Below are 23,382 nucleotides of genomic sequence, written 5' to 3'. Positions count from 1 at the left end.
ATGAACGTCTCCTCCGTCAGCGACTATGCGCTCAAGCTCCTGGGCGAGCGCGCCCAGGGGGGCGTGCACAGCGTCTTTGCCACGAGCTTCAACGTGGAGCTCGCGGGCGAGCTGATCCACATCGGCTCCGAGGACGCGCCGCTCTCGTGCCTGGGCGCCACGGTCGCGGCGGGGGAGGCTTCGCTTGCCGTGCGCGCGATCGAGGCGGGCGATTCCGCGGAGTGGGACGGCCGGAGCCTCGTGGTGCACGGCCGCGCCCGCACGCTCGCGTTCGACCTCGCGCACGCGCCGCGGCGCGGCATGCGCGTCCCGCACGCGCTCGCGGCGGAGGGCATGGGCCTCGACGCCGAGCTCTACCGCGCGCTCGACAGCCTGCACCTGGCGGAGCGCATCGGGCTGCCCTGGGAGGGGGAGGAGCGCTCGCACACGGCGCTCATGAGCCTCGCCCGGTTCTCCTCGATGTGCCTCGCCCACGCGCTGGGCTACGAGAACCCCGTGCGCGTCGAGGCGGCGAGCCGCGCCATGAGCGGGGCCGTGGGCTACCTCGTGGGACGGGGGCTCGGCCTCACGCCCTCGGGGGACGACGTGCTCTGCGGCTTCGGCTGCGGCCTGCGCTTCCTCTACGGGGTGGACCCGCTCGCGCAGCGCTTCTTCGACGACGTGGCCGCCGCGGTGCTCGGTCGGGGGAAGACCACGGCGGTCTCGGAGGCCTACCTCGCGGCGATATGCGAGGGGTATGCCAACGCGGACTACCTCGAGCTCTGCGAGACCCTGCGAAGCCATGAGGTGGCGATGCTGCCCACCCGGCTTTCCCGCGTGCTCGAGGTCGGCCACACCTCGGGCGCGGACGGGCTCTTCGGGTTCGCGGCGGCATTCTGCTGCCTTATGTAATGTCCCAGAACACAGAAAGGAAAAGGGCACATGGCAACTGCTGAAGTAACAAAGAAGAAGGGGCCGGATATTACCATCCTGCTGCTCGTCTCGATGGTGCTCGCCGTCATCGTCGGCCTCATCGCCGGCCCCGTGATGTCGAACATCCAGTTCATCGGCGACATCTTCTTCGCGCTCATCCAGATGTGCATCCCGGTCTTCGTGCTGTGCACCGTGGTGAAGTCGGTGGGCGGCCTCACGCCGCAGATGCTCACGGGCATCGGCCTCAAGGGCCTCGTCGTCTTCATGGTGACCACCGGCCTCGCCGCCGCGCTGGGCATCTCGCTCGGCGTGCTGCTCCAGCCGGGCGCCGGCCTCGAGGGCTCCTCGATCGTGGCGAACGCCACCTACGAGGGCGAGGCCACGGCCATGATGAGCATCACCGAGACCATCAAGGGCTTCTTCGGCACGAACATCATGAACTCGCTCGCCAACGGCACCATGATCCAGATCATCATCTTCGCCGTGGCGTTCGGCCTGGTCATCAGCTACTGGCGCCACAGCCACAACGGTGAGTGCCTCGTCTACGACGTGTGCTGCGAGGTCTCCGAGCTGCTGCTCAACATCATCCGCGGCGTCATGCAGATCGCGCCCATCGGCATCTTCTGCTACGTTTCCGCCATGGTGGGCACCCTCGGCATCCCCGTGCTCGTGCCGCTGGCCAAGTACTTCGGCGTCATGATCCTCGGCATGGTCATCATGTTCGTGGCGTACTTCATCGTGTGCGGCGCGTACTGCCGCGTGAGCCCCTTCAAGCTCGCCGCCAAGCTCGCCCGCACGTTCGTGACCGCCTTCACCACCATCTCCTCTGCGGTGACGCTGCCCACCGCCATGGAGGACGCCAAGGGCAAGATCGGCATCCGCGAGGACGTCGTGGACGTGCTCCTGCCGCTCGGCATGCCGCTCAACTCCAACGGCGTGGCCATCCACATGACCGTCGACGCCCTGTGCATCTCCCAGATGTTCGGCGTGCACTTCGGCATGAACGAGCTGCTCACCGTGTGGGTCATCTGCACCATGATCTCGTTCGTGAACGCCGCCACCCCGGGCGCCTCGCTCGTGTCCCTCACCATGATGGTCCCGGCGCTCGGCCTGCCCATGTCCGCCATCGGCATCTTCGGCGGCCTCGAGTATCCCACCGGCGCCTCCCGCACCCCGCTCAACGTGTGCGGTGACGTGTTCGCGGCCATGCTCGTCGCAGGCCCCAACGGCATCGACCACGACATCTTCGACGGTAAGAAGCAATACCAGGAAGCTGTCTAACCGCATGGCGCGGGCCGTGCGCCCGTCGCCGTAGCATCTCCCTTCGGGAGCCGCCGCTTGCAACCATCTGTCTCCTCTTGGGCGGCGGCTCCCCTCATATCGCGAGCTCGCGCTCGCAACCAGTTCGCTCTCAGGCGGGTCCCCACTCGGACCTAAAAGCCTTGTGCTGCGCGCCCACGGGCCGCAGCCGCCCCGCCGCGCGGGGTGTGTCTCATCCACCTACGAGGGGAAGAGTGGTTTCCCCGGGGGAATCAGTGATCAATCATGAGCAATGAAGGTACGCTACGCACCCGTAAGTTCACGTACAACGCGACGCTCGCCATCGTGATCGCGATGGTGGCAGGCTATATCGTCGGCGCCATCGGCGGCAAGCCGCTCGCCCAGATCCAGTTCATCGGCGACATCTTCTTCCGCCTGGTGCAGATGGGCATCGTGCCCTTCGTGATGTGCACCATCATCGAGGCCGTGGGCGGGCTCACGGCGCGCGACCTCTCGGGCATCGGGCTCAAGGGCATCGCCTGGTTCGCGGGCTCGTCGGTCCTGGCCTCGGCCTGCGGCGTCGCGGCGGCGACGATCTTCCAGCCGGGCGCCGGCCTTGCGGGGACCGCCCTCGTCCAGGAGGCCGCCTACGACGCCACCGGGACCACGGCCGTGACCGTCCAGGACACGCTCACCAACTTCTTCAGCAGCAACATCGTCTCGTCCATGGCGGCGGGCGCCATGGTGCCCTGCATCGTGTTCTCCATCGCGCTCGGCCTGGCCATCAGCTTCTGGCGCACCACGCACGAGGGCGAGCCCTGCCCCGTGCTCGACGTGACGAAGCATCTCGGCGAGCTGCTGCTCATCGTGATCCGCGGCGTCATGACCGTCGCGCCCATCGGCATCTTCTGCTACGTCTCGTCGATGGTGGGCCAGCTCGGCCCCGAGGTGCTCATCCCGCTCCTCAAGTACTTGCTCGTGCTCGGCGGCACGGTGTTCGCGTTCCTCGTGCTGTGGATCGTCGTGGTGTGCGTGCGCTGCGCGCTCAGCCCGATCGTGCTCATCCGGCACATCTGGCGCATGTCGTTCATGGCGATCGCGACCATCTCCTCGGCGGTGACGCTGCCCGTCGAGATGGACGACGCCAAGAACAAGATCGGCGTGCGCGACGACATCGCCGACCTCGTGCTGCCGCTCGGCATGCCGCTCAACTCCAACGGCGCATCCATCCACCTCGCCGTGACGGCCATCACGATCGCCCAGATCTACGGCATGTCGTTCGGTGGATTCGATTTCGTGTACCTGACCGTCATCTCGACGCTGCTGTCGCTGGCGAACGCGGTGGCGCCGGGCGCGGACATCGTGTCGCTCACGATGATCGTGCCCCAGCTGGGGCTGCCGCTCTCGAGCATCGGCATCTTCGCGGGGCTCACGTACCCGGTGGGCGCCATCCGCACCATCCTGAACGTGGATTCCGATGTGTTCTGCGCCATGATGGTCGCCGCGGGCGAGAAGGACGGCATCGACCGCGATGTGTTCTATGGGAAGAAGGCGCTCGACGCATAGTGCGCCGGCGCTTGGTAGAAGGAGGTTTTCATGCTCGTTTCACGTGACGAACTCAAGCAGCTCATGAAGAAGAAGTTCATGGCCGCCGGCATGCACGAGGACCATGCCGACGACATGGCCGAGGTGCTTGCCTGGTCGAGCGAGCGCGGCCTGCACAGCCACGGCGAGGTGCGCGTGGAATACTACACCGAGCGCATCTCCAAGGGCGGCATGACCATCGACCCCAAGGTCACCTGGACGCAGACCGGCCCGTGCTCCGGCATCCTCGACGCCGATAACGGCTGCGGCTACCCGTTCGCCATCCAGGGCATGCAGAAGGCTATCGACATGGCCAAGGAGAACGGCATCGGCTTCGTGGGCGTGGCGAACGTCTCGCACACGGGCGCCATCGGCTACTACACCGAGATGGCGGCCAAGCAGGGCATGATCGGCCTCTCCTGCACCCAGTCCGACCCCATGGTCATCCCCTACGGCGGCGCCGAGCCCTTCTACGGCACGAACCCCATCGCGCTCGCCGCGCCCACGGCCGACGGCCGCATCGTGAGCTTCGACATGGCCACGACCGTGCAGGCCTGGGGCAAGATCCTCGACGCGAAGAGCGCCGGCCGCTCCATCCCCGAGGGCTGGGCGGTCGACGAGGAGGGGCGTCCCGTCACCGACCCGCACAAGGTGAACGCGCTCGTGGCCATCGCCGGCCCCAAGGGCTACGGCCTCATGATGATGGTCGACATCCTCTCCGGCGTGCTGCTAGGCGTGCCCGCGGGCAAGCATGTGTCCTCCATGTACCACGACCTCTCCGAGGGCCGTCGCCTGGGGCACCTGAACGTGGCCATTAACCCCGAGTTCTTCTGCGGCGCCGACGCCTTCCGCGCGCACATGTCCGAGGTGCTCGACGAGCTCAACGCCGTGAAGCCGGGCGTTGGCTTCGATAAGGTGTACTGGCCGGGCGAGCGCGCGCAGCTGCGCATCCAGGCCTCGCGGGACGCCGGCGGCATCGAGATCGTGGACGACATCTACGACTACCTCGTCTCCGACGACCTGTATCGCAACAGCTGGGATCACAAGAACCGCTTCGCGGAGTAAGACGCGACCATCCCGCGGCGCCGTGCGCTCCGGTGCCGGCGCCGCGGACGCAAACGTATCGGAAAGGAAACCACACCCATGTCCAAGCCCCTTGGCAAGCCCGAGCGCATCGTCGTCGCGCTGGGCGGCAACGCCCTCGGCAACACCCCCGAAGAGCAGATCGAGCGCGTGAACAACGCGGCCCATGCGCTCCTCGGCCTCATCGAGCAGGGCAACGAGATCATCATCACCCACGGCAACGGCCCGCAGGTCGGCATGATCCAGAACGCGTTCGCGGCGGCGCACGACGCGATCGGGACCCCGGCGATGGACCTGCCCGAGTGCGGCGCCATGAGCCAGGGCTACATCGGCTACCACCTGCAGCAGGGAATCGGCCGCGAGATGCACAAGCGCTACAAGCGCTGGCACGTCGCCACCGTGGTGACCCAGATCGAGGTCGACCCGGACGACCCGAGCTTCCAGAACCCCACGAAGCCCATCGGGTCGTTCTACACCGAGGAGCAGGCCAAGGAGATCATGGCCGCCGAGCCCGACAAGGTGTTCGTGGACGATTCCGGCCGCGGCTGGCGTCGCGTGGTGGCGAGCCCCGAGCCCAAGAAGATCGTCGAGGCGCCCTCGATCCTGAACCTGCTCGACAACGAGTTCATCGTCATCGCCTGCGGCGGCGGCGGGATCCCCGTGGTGCGCGACTATGACGACAAGGGTTGCTACAAGGGCGTCGCTGCCGTGATCGACAAGGACGCCGGCGGCGAGCTTCTGGCCGAGGACTGCCAGGCGGACGTGCTGTTCCTGCTCACCGCGGTGGAGCACGTGGCCATCAACTTCGGCAAGCCCGACCAGAAGGATCTCGAGGAGATCACCGCCGACGAGGCCGAGCGCCTGGCCGACGAGGGCCAGTTCGGCAAGGGCTCCATGGAGCCGAAGGTGCGCGCCGCCATCAAGTTCGCCCGCAGCCGCAAGGGCCGCGTGTGCATCATCGGCGCGCTCGACAAGGCGGCCGAGACCATGGCCGGCCTCTCCGGCACGCGCATCCACTGCTAGGGCGTCCGTGCGCCGAAGCGGCGGAACGGAGATGAACGCGGAAGGGGTTTCGGGCACAGCCCGGAGCCCCTTCTCACTCAAATGGGTTGGTTGGGGACGTGTTCCTTTCAACCCATTTGCAGCGCTCCGGAAAATGGGTTGAAAGGAACACGTCCCCAACGAACCCATTGCTCAAATTGCATAAATCGTTTTGTGATGTTCTATTATTTGCATGAGGGCAGCCCGACGGCGAATTGCCGGGCGAGCGTGGCTACTTTACCGCGATGACGTGCGATACAAGAAACATTCACAGTGCATCGCGCTGGGCGGCGAGAATCGACCGTTCGCCCGATTAGCCGAAATCCACGGGCTAAAAATGAATGAAATCGCCTTAATAGAGAATATAATCACTAGCCTACTCACGCGATGGCGCGTGGGAAGCTTCCAGTTTCCGCACCAGATATAGAAAGGAACCGCCATGTCCAAGCCCCTTGGCAAGCCCGACCGCATCGTCGTCGCCCTGGGCGGCAACGCCCTCGGCAACACCCCCGAAGAGCAGATCGAGCGCGTGAACAACACCGCGAAGGCGCTCCTCGGCCTCATCGAGCAGGGCAACGAGATCATCATCACCCACGGCAACGGCCCGCAGGTCGGCATGATCCAGAACGCGTTCGCCGCCGCCCACGAGGCCATCGGCACCCCCGCCATGGACCTGCCCGAGTGCGGCGCCATGAGCCAGGGCTACATCGGCTACCACCTGCAGCAGGGCATCGGCCGCGAGATGCACCGCCGTTACAAGCGCTGGCACGCCGCCACGGTCGTGACCCAGATCGAGTGCGACCCGGACGACCCGGCGTTCCAGAACCCCACGAAGCCCATCGGCCCCTTCCTCACCAAGGAGCAGGCCGACGAGCAGAAGGCCGAGCACCCCGAGATGACCTTCGTCGAGGACTCCGGCCGCGGCTGGCGTCGCGTCGTCGCCTCGCCCGAGCCCAAGAAGATCGTCGAGGCCGACTCGATCCTGAACCTGCTCGACAACGAGTTCATCGTCATCGCCTGCGGCGGCGGCGGTATCCCGGTCGTCCGCGACTACAGCGACAAGGGTTGCTACAAGGGCGTCGCGGCCGTCATCGACAAGGACCTGGGCGGCGAGCTGCTCGCCGAGGACTGCGACGCTGACGTGCTGTTCCTGCTCACCGCCGTTGAGCACGTGGCCATCAACTTCGGCAAGCCCGATCAGAAGGACCTTGAGGAGATCACCGCCGACGAGGCCGAGAAGCTCGCCGACGAGGGCCAGTTCGGCAAGGGCTCCATGGAGCCGAAGGTGCGCGCCGCGATCAAGTTCGCCCGCAGCCGCAAGGGCCGCGTGTGCATCATCGGCGCCCTCGACAAGGCCGCCGAGACCATGGCCGGCCTCTCCGGCACGCGCATCGTCGACGCGTAAGGTTCTCGCGCAACACATTGTCTGCTGAGTAGGCGGCCCTCTGCATCCAAGGCGGAGGGTCGCCGTTTCATGTAAAAATACCCCTGGGGTAAATGTACGCGATCCCAAATGAAGCGAAACGAGCGGTTTATGAGGGGGCGCCCGAGTAGCGAGGGGTTGCGCGCTAACGAATGCGCAGGTAGCAGGGTTGCCGATTTCCCGGCTACTTTGCCTATCCCCTATAAACCGTTCGTTTCGCGCACTTTGGGATGAGGAGAGCCCCAAATCGGCCGCGGCGGGCATGCTGGATGGGGTTTGAGCCGGGCGCCGCGTTAATCTTTCGCTTACCGGAGCGTTCTTGAGGCATGCGTCCTTTCGCGATACAACAGAATAGTGCTGGTTGGCGTCATTAGGGATGGGCGCTGTCGGGGGATGGTGGTTCTATGGCTGGAGATGTGCTGTTCTGCAGGGCATGCGGCAAGCAATTGAAGCCCGATGCCGCATTCTGCCCGTACTGCGGCGAGCGCGTCGCGATGCCGACGCCCGCCGACCAGCCTCCTGCGAAAGAGGCGCCTACCGTTTCCTCGGGCACGCGCACGCGCGTGTTCGACCCGGCGCGGACGCCCGTGCGCGCGTCGCAGCGCCTCGGCTCCTCGTCGTTCGCCTCACTCGGCGTGTGGGTCGTCGCGGGCGTGGGGATTGTCTGCGCCGCCGTCGCGCTCGTCAGCTTTCTGGGCTCGCTCTCGCAAGCGGCGGCCGAGCTCTCGGTCTACGCGCTTCCGCAGGCGGCGCTCGGCGCGGGCATCTACGCCCTGGTCTCGCTCGCGCTCATCTACCTCATCGGCAGCCTGGGCACGGGGCTCCTCCGCCGCCATCTTGCGGGGCGCCCGCTCAGGTTGGGCTCATTCGTCGTCCCGCTCGTCCGCGCGGTGCTTGTCATCGCCATCATCGCTGCGGGGATGCTCCTCGTCGCGCCCGCGCTCGACGACCCCACGCTGCGGCATCCGCTCGCGGGCTTCCTCTTGGGCACCTCATCGGGTGCTGGGAAGGGCTGCTACCTGCTCGTTACCTATATGTGGCCGATACTGTCCGGCATGCTGCCGGCGCTCGCGGCCGAAGCCGCGCTGCTCATGGGGCTCCGCGTCCTCGTCGCGCGCGATCAGAAGCCGAGTGCTTCCGCCGCGCCCACGGCGCCGGCTCCTGCTACGGGCGCTTCCGCTCCCCGCCCGACCGACCCGACGAAATGAGGCCCCATGAAACGCTGCCGGAATTGCAAGGCCAAGCTCGACAAGCACGCGCGCGTGTGCCCGCAGTGCGGAACTCCTGTGCGCCGCATGCGCCTGCGCCATAAGCTGCTCATCGCGCTCGCGGCGTTCGCCCTGGTCGTGGGCGGAGCCGTGGGCGCGCTCTTCGCCATGGGGCACGGCGACCTCATCACGGGGCTGCCCGCGCGCCTCGGGCTCGTGCCGGGTAGCGAACAGGAGGACGCATCCGGCTCGGGCGGCACGCCTTCCGGCGGAGACGGCTCCGGGCAGGACGCAGACTTCCTGCTGCTCGGCAGCGCGTTCACCGACCGCACCATCACGGGCGAGGACGACGCGCGCGCCGCGGCGGCGGATGCGGCGCGCGCCCTCGGCATGGACGATCCCGCCTCCGAGCTGGGGGAATGCGCCGCAAACGAGGTGCTCGGCAACAGCTACTACCGCTTCGCCCAGCAGTACGACGGCATTCCCGTCTACGGCCGCAGCGTCGTGGTGAGCGCCGACGGCACGGGCGCCCCGCTCAGTCTCACGAGCAACTACGCCGCCGTGGGCGACATCGAGACGGAGCCTACGATCGATGCGGCGTCGGCAGAAGATGCTGCCATGGCAGAAGTCGATGGAGCGCTCTGGACGCTGCCCGAGGGGCTTACCATCTACTCACTGTACGACACTGACCCGACGACCGCGTGGCAGGTGCTCGTGGTCGCGGACGACGGGGCGTACCGCTGCTTCGTTGCTTCGGATACGGGTAAGGTTGTTGCGACCGAGACCGCGCTCAACACCGCTTCGGGCAAGGGGCTCGATGGCAAGACGTACACCTTTGAGACCACGCCGAACGTTGGTGGCGGGTATGCGATGGTCGACGAAGGCCGCAGCATCACCGTCTTCGATGCGGAAGGCGACGACCGCGCGGAGATCATCTCGCATATCGAGCTCATGGGGGACCGCGGTACGACTCTGCGCTTCATTCCGAACCCTGATAAGGACGAAGGGGGCTATGTGTGGTCTGCTGACGGAAGCACCCGGGCGGATGTGACCAACGAGGGCGCGGTGAGCTCGTGGTACATCACGCATGACGACGGCAGCACCGAGCGCATTCTGGGTTCGAATTATGGCTACTTCGATCACTTGGTTACGAGCGACGACAACGAGACATGGGACAACCGCGCAGCGGTTTCGGCCATGGATTCAGTCGTGAACGTGTACGACTACTACAACGAGGTACTGGGCTGGAAGAGCTATGACGGGGCGGGAGGCCCTGTCTACGTCGTCGCGGATTTGCCGGAGAACAACGCGTTCGCATGGGCGCCCACAGGCGAGTTCGCGCACGTAGCGGCGGGCGGATCCGAGTACTTCTCGAGCCGCGTCGTGGTCGGGCATGAGTACACGCATGCGGTGGTCAGGGCGACGTGCAACCTATCGGGCGATAAAACGGAGGACTCCGACGCCCTCAATGAGGCTGTTTCCGATCTCATGGGCATCGCGGCGACCGATATGGGTGATGATGGCCTCGCCAACAACTCGGCGACGTGGAACTTGGACGAGATCAGCCGAAACCTGGAAGACCCAGTAAAGTCGAAAAGCCCTAATCGCGTTGATGGAACCTACTGGTGGGACGAGAACCGCAGCCCGGAGAAGGACTCCGAGGGCAACGACCAGTACGACGAGCACCACAACGCGACGGTCATCGGGCACGCGGGCTACCTCATGTGCGCGGAGGGCTCCGAGGCGGCGACGGTCGACGGCGACGCGCTCAGCACCGAGGAGCTCGCGAAGCTCGTGTTCGTCTCGTTCTTCACGATGCCGAGCGACTGCACGTTCAACGAGTTCGCGACCATCATGCAGAACGTCGCGGAGACCTTCGCCTCGCAGGGCACGCTCACGGAGGCCCAGGTCGAGCGCGTGGAATCGGCATTCGTCGGCGTCGGGCTGTACGGGTACGACCGAGGGATCGACCTCACGCGCGATGCTACGCTCACGGTGCTCGACGTGAACGGCGAGCCGTACGACAACTTCACCGTCACGCTCGAGGCCGTTGTCATGCGCACGCCCGGCGACCCCGTCGCGTTCAACGAGAGCGGGGACACCATGCGCACCGCGACCTCGACGGAGCCGCTCGCGCTCGCGTTCCCCGCTGACGGCATCTACCGCATGACCGTGACCGACGCCGCGAATCCGTCGCGGTCGGAGGAGTTCAGCGTGGGCGTGTCCGACAAGGGCGATGCCACGTGCGAGATCCAGACGAACTTCGGCGGCGTCGACCAGGGTTCCGAGCAGGCGGAGCACACGCGCGTCGTGACGGGCGAGCAGGACATCTCGCTCGTGCTCGACGTGTCGAGCAGCATGAGCGGCAGCCGCATCGAGCAGCTGCGGAGCGCGGCGCAGGGCTTCGTGGACACGGCGTTCGAGGACGCGACGAGCCAGGTGCGCGTGGGCATGGTCGCCTACAACCACGAGGTGAGCGTGCGCGTGCCGCTCGCGGTGGAGCCGGGGAGCCTCGAGAGCGAGATCGCGTCGCTCGGCGCGAGCGGCAGCACGAACATCGAGCTCGCCCTGCAGACGGCGCGCTCGCAGCTCGAGACCGGGACAGCCGACCGCAAGATCATCGTGCTCATGTCCGACGGCGAGCCCACGGACGGCGCGCAGGGTGACGACCTCATCGCCATCGCGGACGAGCTCAAGGACGCCGGCTTCAAGATCTATACGGTGGGCGTCGAGCAGGGCGCGTCGGGCGAGGCGCTGCTGCGCGCCATGGCGAGCGAGGGCTGCTACTACTCGGTGGACGCCGACAGCCTGAACGCGTTCTTCGCCCAGATCGCCACCGAGATCAGCGGCGTGCCCTACATGTACGTGCGCGTGGCGTGCCCGGTCGAGGTGACGGTGAGCTACAACGGCGAGACGCTGTCGAGCGCCGGCGAGGACCCGAGCACGCTGGCATCCTTCGGCTCGCTCGCGTTCGAGGAGGTCGAGGACGCGGACGACGCGTCGGCGGCGTCGGCCGAGGAGGCGGACACCATCAAGATCCTGCGTCTGCGCGAGGGTGTGCCGTACACGGTCGAGATCGAGGGCACCGGGTCGGGCACGATGGACTACACCATCGCCTTCGTGGACGAGCACGGCGATTACGCGGATTTCCGCACATTCAGCGGGATCGACGTCGCCGATGGCACGAAGGTCGAGACGGTGGCCGAATATGCACCCGAGACGCTGCTCGAGGTGGACGAGGACGGCGACGGCGTGGTGGACGCGGCGTACCGCGCGGGCGTGAACGAGGAGGCGAAACCCGTGGACAACGGCTGGGCGCCCCTGGCGGTGTTCGGTGCGTGCCTCGTCGCGTTCGCCGCGCTGGTCGTCCTGCGCGCCCGCTCCCTCGTGCGCGTCGCCGCGCGCCGCAGATAGGTTTCTTCTCGGGCGCTAGCGGAAATGACCCGCGTGATGTGCGCGGACGTCGCTACACTGTAGGCATCGCAGGTCGCAAGCGATTCGCGCGGCGGCGGTCGCATGGATGCCCGTCGGTTCGGGCTCTGCTTTGGCCGCGTCGAGCGAGGACGAGGAGGTTCTCATGTTTTGCCCGTATTGCGGCACCAAGTTGCCGGACGGCGCCGCCTTCTGCGGCAGTTGCGGAAGGCCGCTGACCCAGCAGCCCGCGGCGGAGCCGAAGGCCGCGGCCGATGTCTCGCCCGCGGCTACGGCTGCACCGACGACCCCGGCGCCTGCCCCGACCGCCCCGACCCCTGCGCCCGCAGCCGCCCCGACGACGCCCGCTCCTGCACCGGCGCCCGCGCCGCAGGCCACCGGTGTTCCCCCGGCGCCGCCCACCACGCCGCCGGACTTCAACCAGGCCCCGTTCGACGGGAAGCAGCCTAAGAAGCCGTTCCACGTGTCGCGCGGCATGACCATCGGCATCCTCGCCCTGGCCGTGATCGCCGTCGTGGTCATCGTGCTCTCGTTGACGGGCGTCTTCGGCGGTGGTTCCACCAACAGCCCCGAGGGCATCGCCGATCGCACCGAGACGCTGTACAACGACCTCATGAACAGCGATTTCGACGCCGATGCGTTCACCCAGTTCGGCACGGGGCTCCTCGACATGATGCCGAGCGAGGTCGTCGATGAGATGGTGGATGTCCAGGGGTACAGCAGCCGGCAGGAGCTTGCCGAGTACGTTGGAGACACCATCGGCGGGACGCTTTCCTCGTACGGCTCGATGATCTCGGCGTACCTCGACTACTTCACGATCTCGGTCGACGTCAGCCTGGGAGACCAGCTCGATTCGTCCGAGATCGATGACTTGAACAGCGAGTTCTCGTACAACGGCTTCGACCTGACCGTGACCGAGGGCTATGAGCTCGACGGCTCGGTCACCGTCACGCTGAACGAGGACATCGCGGGTTACAGCGCGGGCGAGGAGATCAGCCAGGATATGGGCTCGCTGGGCATGTACGCCGTCAAGATCGGCAACAGCTGGTACATCTGGGGCTAGCGGCACCATTTGATAAAAGCCAGACAGGCTGGTTTTTTATCATTTCGCGGCGGGGTGGGGACGCGTTCCCTGCCCCGCTTTCGCGTGCTGTGTCCTCGTTCGCGTGCAAACCCGTCAGTTTTATGCACGAAGGCTCTTCTGAAGACGCCTTCGCGTGTAAATCCGTCAACTCTATGCTCGAACGTGCGCCCCTATCAGCGCAGGCGGCATGTGATAAAAACCAGCCTGTCTGCTTTTTATCATTTAGAGGCTGAACGTCCAGCACACGGCGGTCTGGCTGAGCACGCGTTGCAGGCCCCACTTCTGCGCGCTGCGATAGCTGCTGTTGGGGTCGTGGACGGAGACCATGTTTGCATCGTCGATGCCGTAGAGGATGATGAAGTGGCCGTTGGGGGTGAAGTCCCCGGGTCGCACAGCGCACACGACCGGTTCGCCCGCGCGCAGGGCGGATGCGACCTCGGAGGTCTGCTGCGGGTTGACGGCGGTCCCCGTGATGCCCAGGAGCGCCGCGCCGTCGGTCATGAACGCGTGCTCGGTGGCGCCCGTGGGGGCGAAGCCGTGCGCGTCGGCGAGGGCGCACATGTCTGCCGGGGTCATGTCGGTGTTGCCGGTGAGGTAGACGTAGATCATGGCGAGGCAGGTGGGGCCGCAGCCGTTGCGGGCGACGGTTCCGCCCGCGTAGGGCTCGGACGACCACGCCGGATCGGTCTGGTACAGGTACGGTAGGCTGCCTGCGTCCCATTCCTCGCACGGGGTGGAGACGGGAACCTGTCCGGCGGCTTTGACGGGCATGTTGAGCAGCGACGCTTCCGCCGCGGTCCCCACGCCGATGCCGTCCACGAAGAAGATGCTTGAGAGCAGGGTGAGCACGACGGCTCCAACCGCGGCGGTCCTGAGCACCACGGCGGGGCGCACCGCGGGTTGCAGCCCATAGCTGTGCATGCTCCCGCGCGCGCCATAGCGCGAGCGCAGGGTATAGCCCGTCCCGCGCCGGTGCCCCCGGTGCCCGGAGCGGGAGAAGACGGCGTCGTTCCGCCATCCGCCGAAGAGCCTGCCGAAGACGCCGCCGATGGCCGAGGCGATGGCGAGCACGATGGCGACGACCGCGCCCGCGATGCGCAGCGCTGCATCGGCCGCGCGCCGGGGCTTGGCCGGGCGGGTTCCCGCGGCGCCCCGTCCCGCGTGACCGTCTCGTCCGACGCTGGCTGGCCGCCCGTTCGCCGCTTGCCGCCCGCGGTCTGCCGGCGCACGGCCCGTCGGCCCTGCTGTCCCAGTCGGCGCGCTCGTCCGCCTCCTCGGATGCGGCCGGGAGGTCTCGGTTCGCGGCGCCTGCTCGCGCCGCCGGGACTGGGGTGGTGGCTCCTGCCTCGGCGCCTCCTGTCCGGGTTGCGCATGGATCGAGGCGAGCCGTGCGGAGCGCGGCACGGGCTGCCCGGCGCCGGTGTAGCTACCGCGTCCTGTGGGAGGGTTGACATAACGCCTACCCCGAGCAACGTCCTGCGATGTGCCCCACTCCCGAGCCACGACGGATCCCTTCGCCTGCATGTAGCATATTGGTATAATCCTACCGCATTTCCCTGGTGCTGACGCACGCCGCCGCGCTCGTTTCGCGGCGGATGATTCGCAGGGTGACGGTAGGGGCATAATGAACCCGGCACACGCGACGCGAAGGGAGCATCATGCCCGCTCTGATCACGCATCATCTATTCGGCGAGGAAAGCATCGACCGCCTTCCCGCAGGCATCATCGGCACCGACGAGGAGCGCACGGCGTTCCTCATCGCGAACCAAGGCCCCGACCCCTACTTCTTCCGCGTGCGCACGCCGCGCGCGGCCTCGTGCATGAGCCTGGCGCGCTCGCTGCACCGCTGCCGCATCTCCCGGCAGTTCGAGGCGCTGCGCACCGGCGTCGAGCACCTGTACCCGCGCGACGCGCACGTGGGGCGGGCGTTCGTGCTCGGCTTGTTCTCGCACTACGCGCTCGACCGCGCGGCGCATCCGTTCGTCTACGCCCAGCAGTGGGGCGCGCAGGAGGTCGACCCGAGCCTCGATGCGGCTGCGAGCCAGGTGCACGCCATCATCGAGTCCGACATCGACGTGCTCATGCTGCAGCTCAAGCGCCGCGGCGCCACGGTGGAGGACTGCCCGCCGGAGCACGAGCTCGTCACGTCGGAGCGCATCGACAAGGTCGCGGGCGCGCTCATGAGCTACGTCGGATCGAGCGTGTACGACATCGAGGTCGGCGCCCAGGAGTACGGCGGCGCCGTCGCGGACATGAAGCTCGCGTACCGCGTGATCGAGCCGGCGGACTCGCCTGCCTGCCAGCTGCTGGGCATGCTGGAGGGCGCCGTGCGCGGCAACTCCATCCTGGCCGCCCTCGCGCACCGCATGACCGCGGAACCGCCGCTGCGCGCGGGGAACATGGGGCACCTCGCCTGGAAGAACCCCTTCACGGGGGTCGAGAGCCATGAGAGCTTCCCGGAGCTGTTCGACCGCGCGCTCGATGAGTACGAGTGTGACATCGCGTGCCTGATCGCCGGTGACCCGCTCGAGCAGGCCACGCACCATCTGAACTACTCCGGCCGCCCGCTCGGCGCGGACGAGGAGCTCGACCAGGACGATTAGCCGTCCGGCGCCAAGGCGTCACGTTCATCCGAAAGGTGGCGAATGGGGACGGCTCCCGCACGTGCGGGCCGTCCGCCTTCGCGATGTCCCGTCCCCTCGCTCGGCTCCGCGCCCGCCTGCCCATCCGCTTGCACGCCGTGTGTTACAAAACGCGCTCGCCCGGGGTGGCGGGTGTAAGATGCACCCAACGAGCTTGTGTGGGCAGAGGGTGATCGCATGGCGTTCGGCGCGGATGGCGGCAAGTCGGGACGATCAGATTCGAAGACGGCTCGCGTGTGGCGAGGCCCGAGCAGCGGCACCGCGTTCCGCGCGGATGGCCCGTTCGGGTTGGTACGGCGGCCGGGTGCCTCAGCGGAGAAGCAGCCGTTCTACCATTCGTCCTTCACGGCGGGCGAGTGGGCGAAGTCCATCTTGCTGCGCGTAGGCGTTCCCGCGGCCCTCATCGCGTTTCTCCTGTATTCGTCACGGTATGAGATGGGCAGCCTGGCCTGGCTCCAGAAGATGGGCATCGCCGTGTCCCTGGCGTGCTTCGCCGCATGGTGGCTCGTCCACTGGTACTTCGCGATATGGCGAAAATCGAACGCGGACAACGACCGCAGCGCCCCCATCGTCACCGTATGCCGCGCGGCGCTCGCGCTCGCGCTGCTGTTCATCGCCTGCATCGTCGCTGTCAGCGTGTCCGGGACGAACCTTCTGTCCCCGACGGGTGATGTCGGGTCGCCCCTGGCCATCATCGCCTCGGCGTGGGGGATGTTCTGGGAGTCGGGGATGCTGCCCGCGGTGGCCCTGTTCGCCGCGGTGCGCCTAGCCTCCTGCTCTTACAAGCGCTGGGCGACCGGCTTCGAGGCCACCGAGACCCTGTGGTGGATCGACGCCGCGGCGCGGGCGTGCTCTATCACGCTGCACATCATCGCCGTTTTAGGGTTGGTGGTGGCGGCGTGCAAGTTCTCGCCGCTTCTGCTGGCGCTTGCGATGAGCGGGCTGTACGGCGGCGATGTGGTGTACTACGTAGCGCTGGAAGGCTCGTGGGCAGCCGAGCTCGCCGCTGCCCTGGGGCAGGTCGCCGCGGCCGACGCCTGGTGGGTGCTGGCGATCGCGCTGGTGGTGAACACCGTGTGGCGTCGGTTCTGCCTGTGGCGCGACGTGAGCGCCGAAGCAGAGAAGCAGCGGCTCAAACAGGAGCGGGCGAACGCGCCCGCCTCGACGGGGGCGGGGTCGGAGGAAAACGCGAAGGTTCCCGCCCTGCGTACCTACCTGCTGAGGCGCGTTTCGCTCGTCGTGGCCGTCACGGGTTGGGTCGTGCTGGCCTTTGCGGTGGTCGCGGTGTTCTTGTCGCTCGTCAACCCGGCAATGGGGCCGGGCCTCGGGCTTATCGACCCGCTGATGGTATCTGTGTTCGGGGCCGACACCGCCCTTCCCATGGTGGTCATCGCCTTCACTGTGATCCAGGCGTTGCTGGCAGTGGAGGAGCGCTGGAACGATGCGACGTGTGCGCGGCACGGCTGCCTGAACGGCCTGGCGAACCTCGTCCTGTACGCGAGCGAGGTGGGGTTTGCGGGGCTGGTGATCTACGGCATCGTGCTGGCGCAGGGACGCTATGACACGCTCGGGCTCGTGATGAGTCAGGTGACGAGCGGGTTCACAAGCCCCACCCTATGGACGTTCCTCGCGCAGGTCGTCGCCAGGACGGTGTTCATCGTCGTGGTGGCGTGCCTCGGCCTGACCCTCCTGATCTTCGTCCTCTCGGCGCTCGCCGGCGGTGGTGGCGGCAGCAGCGGCGGCGGAGGCGGCGGTGGCTACGGCGGAGGCTCCGGAGGCGGCGGTGGCGGCGCGTTCGCGGGCGGCGGCTTCGGTGGCTCGGGGTCGAAGGCGCAGACCGTCAACGATCGCTACGGGCGGCGGCTCGTCACCGTCGAGGACGAGGGCATCTTCGGCACGGCGGTGCGCGACCGCCATGGCGGCAAGATCGGCGAGGTGACGACGAACTGGGACGGCAGCACCCGCGTGCGCGTGGGCAACGACGAGTACCGGGTGCGCGACGCGGCGTTCGGCAGCGATAAGATCGTCTCGAAGGACGGCGAGGACATCGGCCGCGTGAGCGAGAGTGGCTGGGGAGACGACCGCTTCCGCGAGAGCTAGCGTCCCTGAGCCCCCCCGCGCCTTTACGAAACCATGACCCCCGTGCCGGCCGATCTGCCGTACCATTGAAGGGTATGCGCATCGCGCCCGCCCGGGCGCCGGCAGGAAGAGGTTCGGCATGAAGTACACCAAGCAGGAGCGCAACTGGGTCATGTACGACGTGGGCAATTCCGCGCTCGTGCTGTTCAATACCTCGGTCGTGCCCATCTACTTCAACGCCATCAACACGGCGGCGGATTCCGCCGAGCTCGTCACGGCATGGGCGAACGCTCAGACGGTGGCGTCGCTCGTCGTGGCGCTCCTCATGCCCATCCTGGGCTCGCTCGCCGACTTCGCCGGCAACAAGATCAAGTTCTTCCTGGGCTTCTTCCTCACGGGGCTCGTGCTGTGCTTCGCGCAGGCCATCCCCATGGGGGCGATGCCCTTCCTCGTGGTGTACGTCGTCTGCACCATCGGTCTCAACTCGTCCATGACGTTCTACGACGCCATGCTGCCCGATGTCACCACCGACGAGCGCATGGACACCGTCTCGAGTTCGGGGTACGCCTGGGGCTACATCGGCTCGTGTCTCCCGTTCATCGTGTGCATCGCGCTCATCCTGGGCGGCCCCGCGGCGCTCGGCCTCGACATGCTGCTGTGCGTGCGCGTCTCGTTCGTCATCATCGGCGTCTGGTGGCTCGCGTTCACGGTGCCGCTCGTGCGCACCTACAAGCAGCGCTACGCCAAGGCGCTCGCGCCCGGCGAGACCATGGGCGGCGAGATCGTCAAGACCATCCGCGGCCTCGGCGAGACCATGCGCCGCATCGCGCACGACAGGGCCATCCTCCTCTACATGGTCGCCTTCTTCTTCTACATCGACGGCGTGCACACGGTCATCTCCATGGCGACGACCTACGGCACCTCGCTCGGGCTCGATTCCACCGCGCTCATCCTGGCGCTGCTCGTCACACAGTTCGTGGCCTTCCCCTCGGCCATCGCGTACGGTCGGCTCGCCGGCAAGTACGGGACGCTCCGCATGATCATCATTGCGGTGGTGGCCTACGTGTGCATCGTGCTCTTCGCCGCGTTCTACCTCAAGACGGAGGTGGAGTTCTGGATCCTCGCCGTGGCGGTGGGGCTGTTCCAGGGCGGCATCCAGGCGCTCAGCCGCAGCTACTTCGGCAAGCTCATCCCCAAGGAGCGCGCGAATGAGTACTACGGCTTCTTCGACATCTTCGGCCGCTACGCATCCGTCATGGGAACTCTGCTAGTATCTGTCGTGACATCGCTCACGGGGGATGCTTCTTTAGGAGTGCTTTCCATCGGGATCCTGCTCATCGTGGGCCTTGTTATGCTCATCAGGCTTTCCCGCATCAAGGGCATGGCATAGGCGGCCGGGCGCGACGGCCGGCTCATGGCAGGTCGGTGCTGGTGATAATCTGGTGTCAGTCACCTTTTTATCACACGCCTCGCGGTGATAAAAAGGTGACTGACACCAGATTATCACCAGGCCAGCAACGCCTTCGGGAGGGCGGATGGGCATGAAGTAAAGCCCTCCAAACAAGAAGGTGTATGCTCATGAAATCGAATGAAATCGCCCAGGTGGGCGTCATCGCCGCGGTGTACGCGGCGTGCACGCTCATCGCCATCCTCTTCCTGGGGAGCCTCGCATGGGGCCCCATCCAGTTTCGCGTCTCCGAGGCGCTTTGCGCGATCGCCCTGTTCACGCCGGCGGCCATCCCGGGCCTCACACTCGGCTGCGCGATCGCCAACATCGCCAACATCGTCCTTTCGGGCACGGGCGCGCTCGGCCTGCTCGACGTGGTGTTCGGCTCGCTCGCCACATGCCTGGGCGCGGCGTTCACCTGGAAGATGCGCCGCCACCCGCTCGTCGCGCTCGCGGGGCCGGTGGTGGCCAACGCGCTCATCGTCCCGGCGTACCTGCCCATCCTGCTCACGGCGACGGGCTTCTACACCATCCCCTTCACCTCCATCTCGCTCGACGGGGCGTGGCCGCTCATGTATCTCTTCGGGCTCGTGACGACGGGTATCGGCGAAGCGGTTATCATGTATGTACTGGGATATCCGTTGAGCAAGTCGCTTGCCCGCACGCCGTACTTCAAGGGCTCGTCGCCCTTCAAGCGCGAGCGCGAGGCCGCGCGCTAGCCCACGCCGCGTTCTCGCGCGCGGGCGGCGCTGCCGGCATCGTCCGTGCGACGGGGCGGGCAGCGAGTGGATGATCGCGAACGAGGGGCGTGATTGGCGTGGGATCGGTCATCGTGATTCCTACGTATTGGGCAGATGAATATGCCGAGCCGCATGCGCCCGGCGTCTACGACCACTCCACGTCGCTCACGGCTCCCAAGCCCGAACTCGACCGCTGCCTCGCATCGCTCGAGCAGGTGCGCGATGTCGCGCCCATCGTCCTGCTCGTCGTGTGCCCCATCTCCGCCACCGTCGAGGTCGCGCGCCGCGTCCGCATGATCGTCGCGGCGCACGCGTCGCTCGACATCACGGTCGTCACGAACACGCAGGCCGCGCGCATCATGGAGCGCGTGGAGGAGCTCGCCCCGGGCAACGTGGGCGAGTGCGTGTCGCTGCGCGGGTACGGCGCCATCCGCAACATGGGGCTCGTGGTGGCCGCCGTCATGGGCGCGGACGAGGTGATCTTCCTCGACGACGACGAGGTCGTGCTGGGCAGCGACTTCATGGCGCGGGCGCGCTACGCGCTCGGCCAGCAGAACCGCCAGGGGCTCCCGATCCTGGCCAAGAGCGGCTACTTCTTCGATGCGAAGGGCTCCGCGCTCGCGAGCGACGCCAAACCGGGCATCACCACGCGGTGGTGGACGAAGCGCGCCGAGTTCAACGCGTGGATGCGCCCGCACCTCACCGGCTCGCGCATCTCGCGGTCGAACTACCTGTGCGGCGGCTGCTTCGCCGTGCACGCCCGCGCCTACATGCGCGTATCGTTCGATCCGTTCATCACGCGCGGCGAGGATCTCGACTACCTGTTCAACCTCCGCCTGCACGGGCTCGACGTCTGGTTCGACAACGCCTGGGCGGTGCGGCACCTCCCGCCGCCGTCCGCGCAGCGCGCGCCGCGCTTCATGCAGGACGTGTACCGCTGGTATTATGAGCGGGCGAAGCTCATGTTCGCGAACCGCCGCAACGACCTCGTCTCGGTGACCGCCGCCTCGCTTATGCCCTATCCCGGCCCGTGGATCTCGAGCGAGCTCGACGGCCGCGTGGGCAAGACCGCGCTCGCCCGCGCCCTGTTCACGCACGAGCACCGCGCGTACTGGACCATCTGGCGCCACGGACGCTCGCGCGCCCAGCGCTACGCCGACGAGCACCGCGACCTGTACCTGCGGTTCCAGAGCTTCTGGCCCACGGTGATGGATGGACTCTGGCGCGATGGGCGCCTTTCGAGATTGCTCAAGGAGGCTCGATGAGCTCGCGCTCCCCGCTCACGACCCGCACCGACCGCCTCTCCACCCTGTGGGGGGTCATCGTTTCCGGCGGCGTCATCGTCGCCGGCGTCCTGCTCGTCAGCCTGGCGAGCAACGCGAATCCCACGCCGCTCGCGATCGCCTGCACGCTGCTCGCGGTGTTCCTCGCCATCGCGGTGTTCCGCCTCTTCAACCCCGATAGGCTGCGCTCGCAGTACACCGAGGAGACGCTCTCGCTCGCGTCGGACATGCTCGAGGACATCAAGGGCGGCCTCACCCCGGAGAGCGCCGAGGCCATCTGCCGCCACCTCATGCCCGAGACGCACGCGAGCACCATCGCCGTGACGGACGAGACCCACGTGCTCGCATGCGTGGGCGACATGTACGACGACTTCCCACCCGGCTCGCTCATCCACACCCCCGCGACGCGCTACGTGATCGAGCACGGCATCGTGCAATCGTTCACGCAGGCCATCGAGGTCAAGGGCGAGCGCGGGTTCAAGCGCGAGATCCCCGCCGGCATCATCGCGCCGCTCAAGGTGCGCGACCGCACCGTGGGCGCGCTCAAGTTCTACTTCACGAACACGCACGAGGTGAACCGCACGCAGTACGCGCTCGTGGCGGGCTTCTCCGAGCTCATCTCCACGCAGCTGGCCATCCACGAGCTCGAGCTGCAGGAGGAGCTCACGGCCCGCGCCGAGGTGCGCGCGCTGCAGGCGCAGATCAACCCGCACTTCCTGTTCAACACGCTCAACACCATCGCCTCGTTCACCCGGACCGATCCGACGCGTGCGCGCGAGCTCCTGCGCGAGTTCTCGTCGTTCTACCGCTCCACGCTCGACAACTCCGGCTCGCTCATCCCCGTGATGCGCGAGGTCCAGCAGACGAAGCGCTACCTCACCTTCGAGCAGGCGCGCTTCGGGGACGACCGCATCGATGCGGAGTTCGCCGTCGACGAGGACGTGCAGGATGCGCCCGTGCCGGCGTTCATCATCCAGCCGCTCGTCGAGAACGCGGTGCGCCACGCGATGCGCGACGAGGGCACGCTGCACATCCGGGTCTCGGTGCGGGCGGCGGACGAGAACGCGCTCGCCATCGAGGTGTCGGACGACGGCGTGGGCATGGACAAGGCCACGGCGGCGCGGCTCTTCAGCGAGACGGCGCTCGCGGGGGTTTCCGCGCCCCAGGGCGGCGGCGCGGGGGTCGCCATGCACAACATCTCGGAGCGCATCAAGCGCTTCTACGGGCCGCGGTCGTTCGCGCATGTGGAATCCGCCCCGGGGAAGGGCACGACCATAACCTTGCATCTAGATTTATTGGGAAGTATCTTCGTTGACGGTTAAAATAGACGCGACGGCTCCATGGGGCGTTCCGGGCAGGTTCGTCGCCGCGGGGTGCCAATCGCTTCTGCGCGGCCGCTTCGGCCGATCGATTCTGTGTAGGGACGAAGGGAACACAAGGATATGCTACGTGCGATGATCGTTGACGACGAGGCGCCCGCCCGATCCGAGTTGCGATTCTTGCTCGAGCAGACGGGCAAGATCTCGTCGATCTCCGAGGCGTCGAGCGTGCGGGTCGCCATCGAGATGCTCATGGAGAACCGTGTCGACGTGGTGTTCCTCGACATCTCGATGCCGGGCGCGTCCGGCCTCCAGCTCGCCGAGGCGCTCCATAAGCTCAAGAACCCGCCCGCCATCGTGTTCGTGACGGCCTACAGCGACCATGCGGTCGAGGCGTTCGACGTGGACGCCGTCGACTACCTGCTCAAGCCCGTGGAGGAGGCGCGGCTCGACCGCGCCATCGAGAAGGTGCTCGCGCGCACGAAGCCGCAGGCCGAGAGCAAGGTGGCCATCGAGCGCATCCCCGTGGAGAAGGGCGGCCGCAAGGTGCTCATCCCCGTGGACCAGATTCGCTACATCATGGCGAAGGACGACTATTCCTGCATCTTCACCGACGACGACCGGTTCCTCTCCACCACGTCGCTCGCGCAGTTCGAGGCGAAGCTCTGCGATTTCGGCTTCTTCCGCGTGCATCGCCGCTATATCGTGAACCTGGCGTGCGTGGAGGACGTCGAGACCATTCCCTCCGGCGCGATCCAGCTGGGCATCGCCGGCATGGAGGACCGCGTGCCGGTTTCGCGCCGCCGCGTCGTGCCGCTCAAGAAGGCCCTGAGCCTGTAGGGGTT

The 23,382-nt window shown here is 67.0% G+C and carries 17 protein-coding genes; 16 read left to right on the top strand and 1 reads right to left on the bottom strand.

What is annotated here, in order from left to right; translation table 11 throughout:
* The 9 genes from BN423_RS06345 to BN423_RS11420 all read left to right on the top strand — a co-directional run bounded on the left by BN423_RS06345 (window position 1) and on the right by BN423_RS11420 (window position 13,006).
* Window positions 1–891, top strand: coding sequence for a DUF2877 domain-containing protein (locus BN423_RS06345; protein ID WP_019239424.1), 891 nt, complete (start codon window positions 1–3; stop codon window positions 889–891).
* A gap of 30 nt (window positions 892–921) precedes the next feature.
* Complete coding sequence (locus tag BN423_RS06340) at window positions 922–2,193, top strand: dicarboxylate/amino acid:cation symporter (RefSeq protein WP_019239423.1); 1,272 nt, start codon at window positions 922–924, stop codon at window positions 2,191–2,193.
* Window positions 2,194–2,457: 264 nt separating this feature from the next.
* On the top strand, window positions 2,458–3,738 hold the full coding sequence (locus BN423_RS06335) for a dicarboxylate/amino acid:cation symporter (protein ID WP_019239422.1): 1,281 nt from the start codon (window positions 2,458–2,460) through the stop codon (window positions 3,736–3,738).
* A 30-nt stretch (window positions 3,739–3,768) separates the two neighbouring features.
* Window positions 3,769–4,821 carry an ureidoglycolate dehydrogenase gene (allD, locus tag BN423_RS06330; RefSeq protein WP_019239421.1) on the top strand — a complete coding sequence of 351 codons (1,053 nt, stop codon included), beginning with the start codon at window positions 3,769–3,771 and terminating at the stop codon, window positions 4,819–4,821.
* Between the two features lie 78 nt (window positions 4,822–4,899).
* Window positions 4,900–5,862, top strand: coding sequence for a carbamate kinase (gene arcC / locus BN423_RS06325; RefSeq protein ID WP_019239420.1), 963 nt, complete (start codon window positions 4,900–4,902; stop codon window positions 5,860–5,862).
* A gap of 457 nt (window positions 5,863–6,319) precedes the next feature.
* The gene (gene arcC, locus BN423_RS06320; protein ID WP_019239419.1) at window positions 6,320–7,285 is read left to right on the top strand and encodes a carbamate kinase; all 966 of its coding nucleotides are present in this window, start codon (window positions 6,320–6,322) and stop codon (window positions 7,283–7,285) included.
* Window positions 7,286–7,707: 422 nt separating this feature from the next.
* On the top strand, window positions 7,708–8,511 hold the full coding sequence (locus BN423_RS06315) for a zinc-ribbon domain-containing protein (RefSeq protein WP_019239418.1): 804 nt from the start codon (window positions 7,708–7,710) through the stop codon (window positions 8,509–8,511).
* A 6-nt stretch (window positions 8,512–8,517) separates the two neighbouring features.
* Window positions 8,518–11,925, top strand: coding sequence for a VWA domain-containing protein (locus tag BN423_RS06310; RefSeq protein WP_019239417.1), 3,408 nt, complete (start codon window positions 8,518–8,520; stop codon window positions 11,923–11,925).
* A 163-nt stretch (window positions 11,926–12,088) separates the two neighbouring features.
* Window positions 12,089–13,006: a zinc ribbon domain-containing protein gene (locus BN423_RS11420; RefSeq protein ID WP_187367785.1), complete on the top strand. Its 918-nt coding sequence runs from the start codon at window positions 12,089–12,091 to the stop codon at window positions 13,004–13,006.
* A gap of 243 nt (window positions 13,007–13,249) precedes the next feature.
* Here BN423_RS11420 and BN423_RS06295 read toward each other — a convergent pair whose 3' ends face one another.
* Entirely contained in the window at window positions 13,250–14,098 is an 849-nt protein-coding gene (locus BN423_RS06295; protein ID WP_019239414.1) for a C39 family peptidase, read from the bottom strand.
* A gap of 587 nt (window positions 14,099–14,685) precedes the next feature.
* On the opposite strand from BN423_RS06295, the gene BN423_RS06290 reads away from it, so the two are divergent.
* The 7 genes from BN423_RS06290 (at window position 14,686) to BN423_RS06260 (ending at window position 23,377) form a co-directional block, all read left to right on the top strand.
* Window positions 14,686–15,630, top strand: coding sequence for a zinc dependent phospholipase C family protein (locus BN423_RS06290; RefSeq protein WP_019239413.1), 945 nt, complete (start codon window positions 14,686–14,688; stop codon window positions 15,628–15,630).
* A 195-nt stretch (window positions 15,631–15,825) separates the two neighbouring features.
* On the top strand, window positions 15,826–17,769 hold the full coding sequence (locus BN423_RS11685; protein WP_187367784.1) for a hypothetical protein: 1,944 nt from the start codon (window positions 15,826–15,828) through the stop codon (window positions 17,767–17,769).
* 118 nt (window positions 17,770–17,887) lie between these two features.
* Entirely contained in the window at window positions 17,888–19,138 is a 1,251-nt protein-coding gene (locus tag BN423_RS06280; protein ID WP_019239412.1) for an MFS transporter, read from the top strand.
* 182 nt (window positions 19,139–19,320) lie between these two features.
* Complete coding sequence (locus BN423_RS06275; protein WP_019239411.1) at window positions 19,321–19,914, top strand: QueT transporter family protein; 594 nt, start codon at window positions 19,321–19,323, stop codon at window positions 19,912–19,914.
* An 89-nt stretch (window positions 19,915–20,003) separates the two neighbouring features.
* Window positions 20,004–21,200 carry a glycosyltransferase gene (locus BN423_RS06270; protein ID WP_019239410.1) on the top strand — a complete coding sequence of 399 codons (1,197 nt, stop codon included), beginning with the start codon at window positions 20,004–20,006 and terminating at the stop codon, window positions 21,198–21,200.
* Window positions 21,197–22,540: a histidine kinase gene (locus BN423_RS06265; RefSeq protein WP_019239409.1), complete on the top strand. Its 1,344-nt coding sequence runs from the start codon at window positions 21,197–21,199 to the stop codon at window positions 22,538–22,540. Before BN423_RS06270 ends, BN423_RS06265 begins: the two co-directional genes overlap by 4 nt.
* A gap of 120 nt (window positions 22,541–22,660) precedes the next feature.
* Window positions 22,661–23,377, top strand: coding sequence for a LytR/AlgR family response regulator transcription factor (locus BN423_RS06260; protein WP_026089025.1), 717 nt, complete (start codon window positions 22,661–22,663; stop codon window positions 23,375–23,377).
* Window positions 23,378–23,382: the final 5 nt, after the last annotated feature.

The sequence above is a fragment of the Enorma timonensis genome (assembly GCF_000321165.1).
In the GTDB taxonomy this organism is placed as follows: domain Bacteria; phylum Actinomycetota; class Coriobacteriia; order Coriobacteriales; family Coriobacteriaceae; genus Enorma.
This window is presented reverse-complemented; position numbering and strand designations above follow the sequence as displayed.

Coding starts and splice junctions, on each gene's coding strand:
- BN423_RS06345 (WP_019239424.1), top strand. CDS start 1: ATGAACGTCTCCTCCGTCAGCGACTATGCGCTCAAGCTCCTGGGCGAG.
- BN423_RS06340 (WP_019239423.1), top strand. CDS start 922: ATGGCAACTGCTGAAGTAACAAAGAAGAAGGGGCCGGATATTACCATC.
- BN423_RS06335 (WP_019239422.1), top strand. CDS start 2,458: ATGAGCAATGAAGGTACGCTACGCACCCGTAAGTTCACGTACAACGCG.
- allD (WP_019239421.1), top strand. CDS start 3,769: ATGCTCGTTTCACGTGACGAACTCAAGCAGCTCATGAAGAAGAAGTTC.
- arcC (WP_019239420.1), top strand. CDS start 4,900: ATGTCCAAGCCCCTTGGCAAGCCCGAGCGCATCGTCGTCGCGCTGGGC.
- arcC (WP_019239419.1), top strand. CDS start 6,320: ATGTCCAAGCCCCTTGGCAAGCCCGACCGCATCGTCGTCGCCCTGGGC.
- BN423_RS06315 (WP_019239418.1), top strand. CDS start 7,708: ATGGCTGGAGATGTGCTGTTCTGCAGGGCATGCGGCAAGCAATTGAAG.
- BN423_RS06310 (WP_019239417.1), top strand. CDS start 8,518: ATGAAACGCTGCCGGAATTGCAAGGCCAAGCTCGACAAGCACGCGCGC.
- BN423_RS11420 (WP_187367785.1), top strand. CDS start 12,089: ATGTTTTGCCCGTATTGCGGCACCAAGTTGCCGGACGGCGCCGCCTTC.
- BN423_RS06290 (WP_019239413.1), top strand. CDS start 14,686: ATGCCCGCTCTGATCACGCATCATCTATTCGGCGAGGAAAGCATCGAC.
- BN423_RS06280 (WP_019239412.1), top strand. CDS start 17,888: ATGAAGTACACCAAGCAGGAGCGCAACTGGGTCATGTACGACGTGGGC.
- BN423_RS06275 (WP_019239411.1), top strand. CDS start 19,321: ATGCTCATGAAATCGAATGAAATCGCCCAGGTGGGCGTCATCGCCGCG.
- BN423_RS06265 (WP_019239409.1), top strand. CDS start 21,197: ATGAGCTCGCGCTCCCCGCTCACGACCCGCACCGACCGCCTCTCCACC.
- BN423_RS06260 (WP_026089025.1), top strand. CDS start 22,661: ATGCTACGTGCGATGATCGTTGACGACGAGGCGCCCGCCCGATCCGAG.